This window comes from Streptomyces marianii (assembly GCF_005795905.1).
In the GTDB taxonomy this organism is placed as follows: Bacteria; Actinomycetota; Actinomycetes; order Streptomycetales; family Streptomycetaceae; genus Streptomyces; species Streptomyces marianii.
In genome coordinates, this window is the sequence record NZ_VAWE01000001.1 from 5839755 (window position 1) to 5852981 (window position 13227).

The following is a 13227-nucleotide window of genomic DNA, read 5'->3' on the forward strand; positions in this document are numbered from 1 at the left end:
ACCGACCGAAGGACCCGCCATGCCCCCGGACCGTTGGCACCAGCACAACGTCACCTTCGCCGACCGCGCGACCGGCAAGCGAGCCATAGCAGACCGCCTCGGCCCCGCCCTACTCGCGGCCGAGGAAGACGGGCAGCTCACCGCCTGGTGGTTCATGAACAAGCAGCCATGGCCGCTGCGGTACCGCTCTGCTGAGCCGTCCCCGCTGATCGAGTCCTTGCTGAGCGATCTTGTCGACGACGAAACGGTCCGGTCGTGGGTTCCTGGCATCTACGAGCCGGAGACCACCGCCTTCGGCGGGACGGAAGGCATGGACGCCGCCCACGAGCTGTTCCACCAAGACAGTCGTCACCTGCTCACCTACCAGCCTGGACCCGGCCGACTGGGCAGACGGGAGACCGCCGTTCTCCTCATCAGTGCCCTGATGCGGGCCGCCAGTCTGGACTGGTTCGAGCAGGGCGACGTGTGGGTGAAGGCTGCTGCACTCAGGCCGTCGCCACAGGCACTGGCCCCCGCTCGGTCCGCCGCCCTGGACACGGCGATGAAGAGGTTGATGACCGTCGACACTCGGAGCCTGTGCCGTCCGACCGGTCCGCTGGACGGGCACGACGCGTGGGTAGCCGCCTTCGAACGGGCTGGAGAGACGCTCGCCCACCTTGCCACCGGGGGCAGGCTCACACGCGGCCTGCGAGCCGTCATCGCCCACCACCTGATCTTTCACGCAAACCGCGCAGGTCTCCGCTCCGACGACCAAAGCGCCCTGTTCAACATCGCACGAGAGGCAGTCATGGGAACGAGTGACAACACCGCGTCGTCCACCGAGGGGACGCCCGAAACCACTAGCGTCGGGGCGGTGAACACCGACACGATCGCCACCTCCGAGGGCGACGCGGCACGGCTCCGCAACGCCCTGGTCGACAAGATCCGCGAATCCGGGTACGCCCGCACCGCCGTGGTCGAGACCGCGCTGCGCACCGTGCCCAGGCACCTGTTCGTGCCCGACGCATCGCTCGATGACGCGTATGCCAACACACCGGTCAACGTCAAGTACGACACCGATGGCACGTCGATCTCCTGCGCCTCTCAGCCCGGAGTCGTCGCGCTCATGCTGGACCAGTTGGACGCCCAGCCCGGCGAACGCATCCTCGAACTCGGCGCCGGCACCGGCTACAACGCCGCGCTGCTCGCTCACCTCGTCGGCGAGACCGGCCATGTCACCACCATCGACGTGGACGACGACCTCGTGGAAGGGGCCCGTGCGCACCTGGCCGCTGCCGGATTCACCAACGTCGAGGCGTTGACCCGCGACGGAGCGGTCGGTCACGCCGACGGTGCTCCTTACGATCGGATCATCGCCACCGTCGGTGCGCACGGCGTTCCCCACGCCTGGATGCAGCAACTCGCTTCCGGTGGACGGCTCGTGGTTCCCCAACGCCTCAAGGGCAGCGTGTCCCGCTCCATCGCCTACGAGCAGCGCGACGGTCGCTGGACCAGCATCAGCAGCAAGATGAACACCTTCATGCCGCTACGAAGGGGAATCGCCGACGACGACCGCCGCGTCATTCCCCTCAGCACGGACGGCACCGTGCGGCTTCAGGCCCCCGCCGGGGAGCCCATCGATGCCGAGGCCCTGGCTGGAGTGCTGGACCTGCCGTGCACCGAGGAGTGGACCGGCATGACGGTTCGCGCCATGGAGTCGCCGGAATGGATGGAGCTGTTCGTCTCCTGCTCCCTGCCCAGCGGCATGATCCGGATGCTGTTCCCGAAGGACGCGAGGGGCACGCTGCTCACAGAGGACCCCTATCCGTCCTCAACTGCCGCCGTCGACAAGGGCGCTGTCACCTACCTCGCCCGCCGAGTGTCGGAGGAGAAGACCCCCGAGGGCGGCAAGCTGTGGGAGTTCGGTGTCATCGGCCACGGCCCTGGCAGTGACGAACTTGCCGCGCGGGTCGCGGACGCCATTCGCACCTGGGATCGCGAGTACCGCGGTCGTGAAGCCACGTTCGAGATCCAGCCTCTCGACGCTCCGGCCATCGAGCAGGCGCCCGGCCTATTCGCTCTCGACACTCCGCTGAACCGCATCGTCGTCGACTGGCGGTGACACCAGCTCGGCTGTGAAGGAGGTGGTGCCCGTCGCACGGCCGACGGGCACCACCGGCTCGCCCTCGCTCCATCCCGGCACCGTCGCTCCAGGGGGACACATGGACCCGCACGGCCCGATAGCAAGGCGCTTTCCGCTCGTCGCCCGATTCAGGCCCGCCTGCCTGCCGCTGCCCGCCCGCGTGCGGGCCCTGGCCGAACTCGCCGTGAAGGCGACGAACCAAGGCGATCAGGGCGTTGCCTCCGCCGTCTTCAACCAGGCCGCGCTTGTCGCCTCCGATGTCGACCTGCCTGGCCTCGCCCGATCCATGTGCCACCGGCACGCCGAGGCGTACCTCCAGGCGGGCCCGCTGCCCGCCATGAGCGCCATCCGGGGATTGGAGCCCCTGGTCAACCTCGCGCGCTTGCAGATCCGCGCCGGCCGCAACGACGATGGCCGCCAACGACTCCTCGACCTGTACGAAGCCGTCGGCACGGGCCGGGCCGCTGTCTTCGAGGGCATCACCGTGCCAGCGAACCTCACCCGCACCGACGAGGACCGGCGGGAGGTCCACGCCTGGCTGTGGCGTGTGGTGCTCGCAGACGGCACGCGCAGCCTCACCGCTGAGGGCCGTTGGCGCGAAGCCTTGGCCCACATCGAGCAGCATCGCGGCGTGGGCACACGGATGCTCGACGGCCGCCAAGTCGCCGTAGTCGCAGCCCTCACCGAGGGACATACCGAATGCGCCGTAGAACTGCTCACGGAGACGGCGCCCGGCGATCCGTGGGAACAGGCCGTCACCGCGTGCCTGACCGCGCTATGCCGCCGCGACACCGGCCGCGACCTCGGCGACGACGCCGACGAACTGGTGAGCACCTACCTGAACCACGAGGCCCAACCAGGCCGATCCGTCTTCGACATTCGCCTCGGCCTCACGGTCTTGGACGCGGTCGGCGCCCAGCATCCCGCAGCCCACCAACTCGTGGGGAGCCTGCTCCTACGGACAGCGGAAATGCTTGACGGATACGCGGCCCGCGATGTTCTGGCGCACGCGCTGTTCACTTCCCTCGTGCCAGACAACCAGGCTCAGGACTGCCGGGACCTGCTCCGGTCCTGTGGACTGGGAGCCGGTGTTCTTCCAGACGACCTGGCTGACGACCTCTCAGCCGCGCTCGACTCCAGCGAAGCAGTGATCACTCGCTCCCTGAGTGTCGCCACGCCAGGGTGAGCCGAGAGCGGGGAACCGGGCCCTTGGTTGCTGGCGGCTAATCTCGAACGCATGAGCGTGCCTACTGAAGGGCTGACTCTGGGGGCCGTCAGCGCGATCGTCGAGAAGAAGATCCTTACCAACAAGATCCGTATCTACCGGCCTGGCGAGCCGGTGTTCAACCCGGACACGGGGCAGTACGAACCTGGCCCGCCTGTCACCGTCTACGAGGGACCAGGCGCCATCTTTCCAACGAGCGGGCCGTCCGTCGTCCTGCACCTCGCGGGTCAGGCGTACGTGGATGACACACCGTCTCGGTACCGCCTCCTGACGCCGCTGTCGGCGCCAGTCGCCTCGCGTGAGGACATCGTTGCCGTCGTGGAGGCCGAAGACGAGTCAGCTATCGGCCGGACGTGGCGAGTGATCGACATCGGGGAGACTTCAACGCTGAGCATCGTCCGTACCACCTGGGTGGACCAGAACACCCAGACGCGGAGCGTGAAGTGACGACAGCGATCGATCCGGAGGAAGTGCGGAAGGAACTGGAGGCCAAGCTCCTGCTCGACACCGTACGAGTCACCCGGCCCACCGGCACGCCGGCGCTCGACCCCGCGACAGGCCTCCTCGGCGAAGTGCCTGCCGACCTGGTCTACGAAGGGCCTGGCGCCATGCTGTCCGGACACGGGCAGGTGACCGCCGAGGGGATCATCGGCAAGCAGTGGCTCGACGACACCGTTTCCTGGTACCGGCTGCTGACTCCGCTCGGGGCGCCGGTGCCTGCCCGGTACGACCGGGTAGAGGTGACGGTCGCGCACTCGGGTTGCGCGGCAACCGGCGGTCGTGTCTGGCAGGTGCTTGACCCGGCCGAGGCGTCGACCGTGGAGCTGGTCCGGGTGACGCGGCTGGACGAGATCACGCCGCCGTCCTGAGGGCGAATCGGAGTGTCCGCGAATCGTCCTACGCTCGATGCATGGAGATCACGAACACTCCGCCCGCAGACCTTCAGCAGGTCAGGGTCACGGCGGACGGCAGCAAGGCTTCGATACGGATAGACGGAACCGACTACTCGCGCGTCGTCTCCGGCTACACCATCCACCAACAAGCGGGCAAGACAGCGGACTTGGTCCTCCAGTTCGCGCAGGGCATGACGAGCCCTGACTTCGACGGTCACGCCAGGGTCGCCGTCGGTGTCCCGTACGAGCCGGGACCGGCAGCCGCACACTTTCTCTCAGTCATCGACCCAGGACTGCTGGAGAAGGCGGCCCTGGCAAGGCCGGACATGGACGGCGGCCCGCACGGCTTCACCAAGGCCGTACTGGCGCAACTCCAGCAGTGGGCGCGGGGGGAGTTCGACGAAGCCCAGGAGACGAGCTGATGGCATCCCCACGGAACCCGCACCCGAACGCGCATCCGTCAGCAGGGGCGTACAGCAACGCGCCCCAGATCGCCGCACTGCTGAACGCCCGTGCGGCAGCGGCCCTCCCCGCGGTGGCCAGCGTCGTGCAGCACTACGCCATGCTGCTGGAGACCGCCATCAAGGCCAACGCGAGCGGTCGACCGGGGCCGAACGCCCCGACGGGTGACTACCGCCGCTCGTGGACCCACGAGGTCAGCACCAGCGGCCTGCACGTGGAGGCGATCGTCGGCACCAACAAGCCGCAGAGCAGGCGCCTGGAGTACGGCTTCGTCGGGGCCGACAGCCTCGGGCGGATCTACAACCAGCCCCCTTACCCGCACGTGGGGCCAGCGGTCGAACAGGTCCGTCCGGCCTTCCTGGCAGCGGTCGGAGCGGTGGTGGGCGACTGATGGCGGTATCCGGGCGAGTGCTCAGCCTCGCAGTCCAAGCGATGCTCGCCAGCGCCACGGGCCGGTCCTGCGGCTACGGGACGGCGCCCACTTCGAGCAGCCTCCCCACAGGAGCGGCCACCCCGTACAGCGTGCTCTACCCAGTCGGTTCGACCAGCGACGGCCCACCCTTCGGAGACGCCAGCGCGGATGCGCGAATCGTCTACCAAATCACGTCGGTTGCCACCACGGCCGAGCAGGCGGAGTGGATGGCCGACAAGGTCCGTGCAGGCATGCTGGCCCGAACCGTGCTCGGCTACACCTACCCGATCACAGCCGTAGGCTACGTGGTCATGTCCCGTGAGCTGGACAAAGAAGAAGGCGTGACTGTCGCCAGCGGCGTATACAGTTACGTTCAGCGGTTCGCGATCGAGGTCACCGCCCTCGGCTAACCGCAGCACCTCACCGCGGAGGCCCATCGCGGACGCCCGACCACTCGGTACGGGCCGACTCCCAGCTTGATCTGTTGGGGACGGGCCTGTCGTATTCCGGGGCCGTCAGCGTCCCCGGAGAGTGAGAGTCGCGTGGCAACCACGCAGCAGCGTTTCATGCGCCGAGGCACCACCCTCTTCTACTTCCTGCAGAAGATCGCGTCCGACGACAACATTCCCACCCGCGCCGAACTCGGGCCCACCAACGCCACCAACCTGTCGGACACCATCTCCGACGTCGAAGGCTGGTCGCTGGAGAACACCCCGATCGACACTCCGGACATGGGGTCGACGTTCGCCACCACGATCCCGGGCGAGGACAAGGCGGACAACAGCTCGCTGACGTTCTACGAGGACAAGGTCAGCGACGAGATCGAGACCCTGCTGTCCAAGGGCGTCATCGGGTTCATCGCCATCCTGCGCAAGGGCGACGTGCCGCAGTCCAAGTCGCTGGACGTGTTCCCCATCCGTGTCGGCAGCCGCAGCCCCTCCTACAGCACCGCGTCGGAACCGGCGAAGTTCAAGGTCACCTTCGGCATCACCGACGAGCCCACCCTCGACGCCGCCGTGCCGGCGAAGACCGTCTGAGCCGGGGCTGCCGCATGACCACCACAGCGATATCCGAACCCCCGGCCGCCGCCGTCGCCCGCGATGCCCACTGGTCCGCGAAGATGGCGCGGCTCAAGGCCCGCAAGCTCCCCGAGCGCAGCCTTCGGCTGTGCGACGACGATGAGGCAAAGAAGAACGCTACCGACGCCGCCCTGGAACTGGCCAAGGCGCGCACAGCCGCCCGCGGGCAGTCCATCGAGCAGGGCGTCTCGGAAGCCGACCGCGAGCAATGGACGGCCGGCCATCCCGAAGTCGTCGCCGCGCAACTGCGGCTCGACGCTGCCGAACGTCTCCTGGACGATGCGACGGTCGTCCTGACCTTCCGAGCCCTTCCACGTCCAGCGTGGGAACAGCTCCTTCGCGATCACCCGCCGACAGAGGCCCAGGCCGACCAGGGCATGGAGTACAACGTCGAGACCTATCCGGCCGCTCTCATCGCCGCATGCCACATCGAGCGAGACGAAGCCGGGGACGAGGTCCCCGGGATGAGCGAGCAGGAGGCACAGGAACTCCTCGACGCCTGGCCTGACTCCGAGGCCAAGGCCCTGTTCACCTGTGCGCTGCTGGTCAACCAGACGCTGAGGGCGGACCTGGGAAAAGGCTGACCTCCGACCCGGGCTTCCGCGCAGAGATGGAGGTCTGCGCCTCGTACGGCATCCCGCACTCGCAGTTCACCGGGGCGGGAGACGGGCGGTGGTCGGCGCTCGATCGTGCGAAGGCCATCGCCTACCTCGGCTTCTCGCGCACGGTGTGCGAGTCGTGCGGGACCAGGCCGGGGGAGTGGGACGAGGAGGCGGGTGGCGACCGCTTCGCGTACGTCACGGAGACACACCGGTGTGTCGGCTGCGAGCTGGTCGCCATGGAGCAGGAACAGGTCCCGGAGGGTCCGGAGGGGCGTGGGGTGAAGGTCGGGCTGCGGCCCAGAAAGAAGGCTTAGCCAGTGGCTGGGGCCTACACCCTCTACGTTCAGGTTCAGGCTGGTGTCACCGGCCTGGTGGGAGGTCTGCGTACAGCGGCGGGCCAGGTCACCGCGTTCGGCGGGCAGGTACGCCGACTCGACGGCGACCTCAACGCGCTCGCTGCCCGATCGGAGCGGACCCGCCGATCGATGGCCGCCGGATTCACCGTGATGGGCGTCGCCCTCGGCGGCGCGTTCGTCATGGGCGTGCGGGGCGCCATTGAGCTTGAGAAGCACATGGCGAACGTCATGACGATCTCGAAGGAGATCGACAGCACCAACATCAGCCATTTCACGGACCAGATCGTCGAGCTGAGCACCCAGCTCCCGCAGTCCGCCTCCCAGCTTGCCGAGGGCCTGTATCAGGTCGTCTCGACTGGCTTCGACGGCGCCGAAGCGATGACGATCCTCCGGGTGGCCGCCCGTGGCGCCGCCGCCGGCCTCACGACGACCGAGACGTCCGCCCGCGCCCTGCTCGGTGTCCTCAAGGCGTACGGGATGGACGTCTCGGAAGCCAGCGACGTCATGGACGTCATGTTCCAGACCGTCAACTACGGCGTCGTTTCGTTCGACGAGCTGGCACAGCAGCTCGGCGACGTCGTTCCAATGGCCGCCGCGGCGGGCGTGAAGTTCGACGACATCAGCTCGGCGCTCGCAGCGGTCACCCTCTCGGGCATCCCGGCCGCCGAGGCCGTCACGGCACTCAACATGCTGCTGACGCGCATGATGAAGCCCACCCACGAGCTGTCCAACATGATCAAGGGCTTCGGATACGAGTCGGCCGCCGCCGCCCTTCAGCAGGATGGCCTGTACGTCGTCATGCAGAAGGTCCGCGACGCCACCGGCGGAAGCGCGGACCAGCTGGTTCCCCTCCTGCGCGATATCCGGGCGGTCCGCGCCGCCCTGTCCCTCTCGGCCGCCGACGGAGAGAACTACGCCGCGACCTACAAGGGCATCAGTCAAGAGGTCGAGCGCGCCGGGGCGACGCAGAAGGCGTACGCGATCCAGATGGACACCACTGCGGGCCAGTGGAGCATGTTCCAGAACCAGGCCCAGGCCCTGGGCATCGACATGGCGCGTGTGCTGCTGCCCGCGCTGCAAGGGGTCGGGGAGGCCCTGAACGTCCTGGCCGGGTCGATCAACGATCTGCCCGGCCCGGTGAAGTCGGTCATGGGTGTCGTGCTGGCCCTCTCTGCCGCGGCTCTACTCGCCAAGGCGGCCTTCCTGCGATTCGGCGCACAGCTCACGGTGTTCCGCACCGAACTCGCGGCGGCCCGCGCCGGAGGCTCTGCCCTCCCCGCGGTCCTCAGCGGAGCAGGCATCGCCGTGGCCGGCCTGACGGCGCTGATGGCCATCGGCATCGGTGTGTACGCCGCGTATTCCGCCAGCAAGCAGAAGGCGAAGGCCGCGACCGAGGAACTGGTCAACGCTCTGCGCAAGGAGAGGGAGGAGGGTGAGCAAGGAGCCGGACTGCGCATCCTCACCGAGCAGCTCACGAACAGCGACGACGTCAAGAAGCTCAAGGACGCCGGGATCGACGTCGCGAGGGCCATCGACGCGATCACCTCCGGTGGCGCGAAGCTCAAGAAGCTCAAGGACGAGCTGGACACGCAGAAGGCGATCACCTGGGACATCGGCTCTTACGCGCCCGACCCGGAGTGGGACGCCGCCAAGAAGGTCTTGGACAAGCAGCACAAGATCTGGAGCAACGCGGTCAAGCAGGAGAGCGAGCTTGCCGCGAACATGGCCATCGTCAACAACAAGATCAAGAACAACCGGCGCGAAATGCTCGGGGCTTGGGATCTCACACAGTCACTGCCGACGGACAAGAACGGTTCGCCGCAGTTCACCGAGCAGATGGAGGCGATGAGCAAGTCCCTCGCCTCGATCGTTGACCCGGCGAAGGCGTGGAAGGCCGCGCAGGACAAGGTGGCTGAGGCCAACCGCAAGGCGGGCCGGTCGGCCGACGCGTCGAAGGCGTCCCTGTCGGACTACGTCACGGAGCTGCGCAAGCAGCTCAAGGCGCAGCGCGAGTTCCAGAAGAACCTGGGAGAGCTGGCTGCTGCCGGACGCCTCGACCTGGCCGATCACTTCTCCGATCTCGGGCCCGACGCCGCCCCGATCCTCGACGAGCTGGTCAAACAGCTTCAGAGAGGCAAGGGGAAGGTCGCCGACGAACTGGAATCGATCATTCAGGAGTCGTCCGCCCGCTCGACTCCCGCTTTCCGCGCTGGCCTGGAGCAGTTGCCCGCCATCTCGGCGAGGTACGGCAAGAAGGTGGCCGAAGCCTGGGCTGACGCGGCGGCCACCAACGACCCCAGCAAGCTCGCCCGCGTCATGCGGGACATGACCGTGGCAGACATGGAGACAGCGGCGAAGAAGCTGCCCAAGTCCGCCGTCGCTCAACTCGAACAAGGCATGAATCTCCTGGCCGACATTTCGGCAAAGTACGGGAAGGAGGCATCCACTTCACTGGCGCAGTCCTTCCTCAAGGGCGACATCGGGGAGATCCGCTCACAGCTCAGCGCCCTGTACGGCGCAGACCTGCCGATCAAGGCGCCCGATCTGACAGGTGTCGTAGGGGCGTTCAAGGCGGCGGGGGTCCAGTCGAACTCCGAGTGGTCCGGCATGCTCAGCCTCATCGTTGCGGTGGCTCAGCAGAAGGGCACGGCAGCAGCTTCGGCCCTGACCACCGCGCTCCTGTCGGGTGACATGGCCGCGGTGCAGACCCAGCTCGACGGTATCGGCGCGTCCGTGGGGCGCATCCCCGGTACCAAGACGATCACCGTCTCCGTCAACAAGCCCGCCTCGGTGACCATCCCGTTCTTCGCCAAGATCCAGCCCAGCTCGTGGGACAAGGACGGCAACGGCGTCCCCGACGGGATCCAGGCGCCGAAGCGGCAGGCGAACGGCAGCCTGATCGACTTCTACGCCGACGGCGGCGTGCGCTCCCGCCGCGAGGAACACACGGCTCAGATCGCCCCGGCCGGTGCGTGGCGGGTTTGGGCCGAGCCTGAAACACAGGGAGAGGCGTACATCCCGCTGGCCGGAGCCAAACGGGCCAGGTCCAAGCAGATCTTGGACGAGGTCGCCCGCCGCTTCGGCGGAGAGGTCAGCTACCACGCCGACGGAGGCATCTCGGGCTTCACCTACCAGCCGCAGACGCTGTACTCCCTGTCCGGAGTCGCCAGCGATTCGCAGGACAAGAAGGGGAACTTCAGCCTCGCCCTGTTCGCCAAGAAGCTGCACTCCTCTGTAGCGACAGCCAAGCAGTGGCGACGTGACCTCGACACGGTTACGCGCCGTGCCGGCCAGGACGTGGCCGACGCGCTGGCGGAGATGGGTGAGGAGGGAGTCTCGCTCACCCGAAAGATGGCAACCGGCAGCTCACGCTACGTGCGGTCGATGGCGAAGGACCTGCGGGAACTGGCCGAAGCATCCAAGGCAAGCCTTGGCGAGTACACCGGACAGCTCCGCCAGGCGGTGAAGGACCAGACCGGCTTCGAGCAGAACTTGGCGAAGCTCGCCGCCAGCGGCTTCGGCGACCTCGCCAAGCGCCTGGCCGAACAGGGGGACCAGGACGCCGCCGACCTCGCCGCCCAGGCCGTGAAGGACAAGAAGAAGGCGAAGGCGGCGAACGACGCAGCACGCAGCGCCGACAAGACCATACCCAGCGATGACCTGCCGGACCTGGTCGCGATCATCAGCGCGGTCAAGACCAAGACGACCGGCCTGCACGCGGTGGCCGACATCACCGGGCTCGATGAGGACCACATCATCAAGATCGCCAACCTGGGCCTCTCCCGCCTCAAGAGCGCGCTCGGATCGAAGGGCGCCAAGTTCTTCTCCGACCTGAGCCGTGCGAACAGAGGCTTGTCGTACGCGAACGGCGGCATCCTCACGCCCGGTCTCTACGCCACATCCGGTGGCCTGATCAAGTTCGCCGAGCCGAGCACGGGGGGCGAGGCATTCATCCCGCTCGGCGCCGCCAAGCGCAGCAGTGCCTTGTCCGTCCTGCACGACGTTGCCACGCGCTTCGGGATGCGCCTGGCAAGCGGAGCCGCCGCACCTGCGATGCGGCTCGTCGACGCCCGGCCGCCGACCGCCATCAAGGTCACCGTCGTCCAACAGCAGCCGAAAGCCCTGGTGGAGAACATGCCCATCACCGTCCACGGTCGCGACAGCTCGCCGCAGGAGCTATCCGGGGAGATCATGCGCCGCCTGCGGAACGCCCAGCGCGGGGGGCGGATCTGATGCTCTCCCTCAGCGAATGGCAGATCGACTTCGGCGGAGTCCTGATCGGCCACAAGACGGCCGTGTCCATCTCCGACGTCGAAGGACTCGGAGCTGCCGAACTGCGCACGCAGGACGTGTTGAACCCCGCCGACGACGGCGCGTTCCCTGGAGTGGACCTCTACGCGCCGCGCACGGTGCGGATCGAAGCGGGAATCCGGACCGCGGGCGACCCAGCCGCCGCCCTCGACAAGCTTGCCGAGATAGAGGCTGTCGCCGCGAACGCGGCGATCCGCCGAACCGCCGGCGCGCTCGCGCAACTACGGCTGCGCTGGCCCGGACGCGGCACCAGGGTCCTCTTCGGCCGCATCCGGCGCGCCGAAGCGGTCTCCACATCGCAGGCCATTCACGGCTGGATTCCCCTGGACCTGGAGTTCACCGCGCTCGATCCGCGCCTGCACGACGACGAGATCTCCAGCGTGATCCTGCCCTTGGACATCTCCAACAGCACCGAAGGCTTTACGGCGCCGATCGTTGCTCCCATCACCACCGGCATCGCCACCCCGGAGACCAGGCCGGGATGGGTGATCAACGAGGGCAACACCGGCGCGTGGCCCTCCATCCGGATCACCGGCCCCGTGTCCAACCCGCGCATCCTCCACGCCGACTCAGGGCGTGTCCTGAACCTCGGCATCTCCCTTGGCGTCGGCGAGCGCATCGACATCGAGACCCGCCCCGGTACCCGCTGGGTTCTGCGCAACGGCAGGGGCAACGCCGCCTCGGCGCTGTCCGGCGCATCCCGCCTGGACCTCTTCCAGATCCCGCCGGGCCGCAGCGAGATCCGCTGGTCGGCAGCCGACTACACCAACACCACCCGCCTGACCGTCTCGTGGCGGTCGGCGTGGACCGCACTGTAAGAAGGAGGACACTGCTGTGACGCTCGTACAGCCGCCCATGCTCACTCACGGTGGCACCCATCCCGCCCGCGCGTTCCGGATGATGGTCAGAGACCTCGCCCGCGGCTCCCAGGGTGTGACCGAGGCCAACGACCTCAAGGTCCGGCAGCTCTCCACACCTGGCTCCGGTGTGCGAGTCGGGGACGGATCGTCCGTGATTCGTGGTGCCTCGTGGGGCCAGGGCTCCTACACGCAGTACAACATCGGCGACGCCATCGTTCCCGTCGCACCGACGGGAGCCACTGGCCGATCCGATCTGCTGGTGCAACGAATTGAGGACCCCGAGTACGAGGGAAGCCGCGACCCGGCCAAGGACGACATCGGCTACTTCCAGGTGATCCCCAATGCGTCGGCGACAGCCACCGCAGTACCCGCAGGCATGACGGCCATCCCGCTGGCCCGACTCGACATCCCGCCGAACACCGCGACCATCACGGACGCGATGATCAGGGACTTGCGGATCATCGCCAATCCAAGGCGCTCCCGCAGCCTCTTCACTTCGTCGCCAAGCGCCTCCTCGACGCTGGGCTACTCGGACAACAAGTGGCACGCATGGCCGACTGCTGCCCGATGGAACATCGCGGTGCCAGACTGGGCCACCCAGGCCAAGCTGATCACCATGGTCTCCAGCCTTGCCCTGAGGCGTGCCAACGTGTTCGCCTTGATGCGGAATGTCATCGGCGGAGTGGCTGGCCAGCACATCGCCATCGATGACGACCAGGGCAACGGCACACGCCGCAACACCATCGTCATAGCCGACACCCTCCTGATTCCCGCCGCGATGCGCGGGACTACGGTGCCTGTCTACCTTGACACGTACATGTACAAGAGCGAGACCGGCGACCTGGTCGTCGACGGCGCCACCAGCTTCGTTCTCGATGTCGAGTTCAGCGAGGGCGTCATCTGAC

13 protein-coding genes are annotated in these 13227 nt (G+C 67.6%); all 13 read left to right on the forward strand.

Annotated elements, in window-relative coordinates; genetic code table 11:
• The first annotated feature begins 19 nt into the window (after positions 1 to 19).
• The 13 genes from fxlM to FEF34_RS26550 all read left to right on the forward strand — a co-directional run bounded on the left by fxlM (position 20) and on the right by FEF34_RS26550 (position 13226).
• On the forward strand, positions 20 to 2101 hold the full coding sequence (fxlM, locus tag FEF34_RS26490) for a methyltransferase, FxLD system (RefSeq protein ID WP_138055385.1): 2082 nt from the start codon (positions 20 to 22) through the stop codon (positions 2099 to 2101).
• Between the two features lie 100 nt (positions 2102 to 2201).
• On the forward strand, positions 2202 to 3308 hold the full coding sequence (locus FEF34_RS26495; RefSeq protein ID WP_171053333.1) for a hypothetical protein: 1107 nt from the start codon (positions 2202 to 2204) through the stop codon (positions 3306 to 3308).
• 51 nt (positions 3309 to 3359) lie between these two features.
• Positions 3360 to 3794, forward strand: coding sequence for a DUF6093 family protein (locus FEF34_RS26500; RefSeq protein ID WP_138055386.1), 435 nt, complete (start codon positions 3360 to 3362; stop codon positions 3792 to 3794).
• Positions 3791 to 4216 (forward strand): DUF6093 family protein, encoded by a 426-nt coding sequence (locus tag FEF34_RS26505; RefSeq protein ID WP_138055387.1) that lies wholly within the window; start codon positions 3791 to 3793, stop codon positions 4214 to 4216. Before FEF34_RS26500 ends, FEF34_RS26505 begins: the two co-directional genes overlap by 4 nt.
• A 41-nt stretch (positions 4217 to 4257) precedes the next feature.
• Positions 4258 to 4662, forward strand: a complete 405-nt coding sequence (locus FEF34_RS26510; protein ID WP_138055388.1) for a hypothetical protein — start codon at positions 4258 to 4260, stop codon at positions 4660 to 4662.
• Complete coding sequence (locus tag FEF34_RS26515; protein WP_138055389.1) at positions 4662 to 5093, forward strand: HK97 gp10 family phage protein; 432 nt, start codon at positions 4662 to 4664, stop codon at positions 5091 to 5093. The genes FEF34_RS26510 and FEF34_RS26515 overlap by 1 nt, the downstream gene beginning before the upstream one ends.
• A 131-nt stretch (positions 5094 to 5224) precedes the next feature.
• Positions 5225 to 5524 (forward strand): hypothetical protein, encoded by a 300-nt coding sequence (locus tag FEF34_RS26520; RefSeq protein WP_138055390.1) that lies wholly within the window; start codon positions 5225 to 5227, stop codon positions 5522 to 5524.
• A 132-nt stretch (positions 5525 to 5656) separates the two neighbouring features.
• Positions 5657 to 6151 (forward strand): phage tail tube protein, encoded by a 495-nt coding sequence (locus FEF34_RS26525; protein ID WP_138055391.1) that lies wholly within the window; start codon positions 5657 to 5659, stop codon positions 6149 to 6151.
• A gap of 14 nt (positions 6152 to 6165) precedes the next feature.
• Positions 6166 to 6777, forward strand: a complete 612-nt coding sequence (locus FEF34_RS26530; RefSeq protein WP_138055392.1) for a hypothetical protein — start codon at positions 6166 to 6168, stop codon at positions 6775 to 6777.
• A gap of 26 nt (positions 6778 to 6803) precedes the next feature.
• Positions 6804 to 7109 (forward strand): hypothetical protein, encoded by a 306-nt coding sequence (locus tag FEF34_RS26535; RefSeq protein ID WP_234042567.1) that lies wholly within the window; start codon positions 6804 to 6806, stop codon positions 7107 to 7109.
• A gap of 3 nt (positions 7110 to 7112) precedes the next feature.
• A complete protein-coding gene (locus FEF34_RS26540; RefSeq protein ID WP_138055394.1) occupies positions 7113 to 11384 on the forward strand; it encodes a phage tail tape measure protein in 4272 nt (1423 codons plus the stop codon).
• Positions 11384 to 12280 (forward strand): phage distal tail protein, encoded by an 897-nt coding sequence (locus tag FEF34_RS26545; RefSeq protein ID WP_138055395.1) that lies wholly within the window; start codon positions 11384 to 11386, stop codon positions 12278 to 12280. Before FEF34_RS26540 ends, FEF34_RS26545 begins: the two co-directional genes overlap by 1 nt.
• A gap of 16 nt (positions 12281 to 12296) precedes the next feature.
• Positions 12297 to 13226 (forward strand): hypothetical protein, encoded by a 930-nt coding sequence (locus FEF34_RS26550; protein WP_138055396.1) that lies wholly within the window; start codon positions 12297 to 12299, stop codon positions 13224 to 13226.
• Position 13227: the final 1 nt, after the last annotated feature.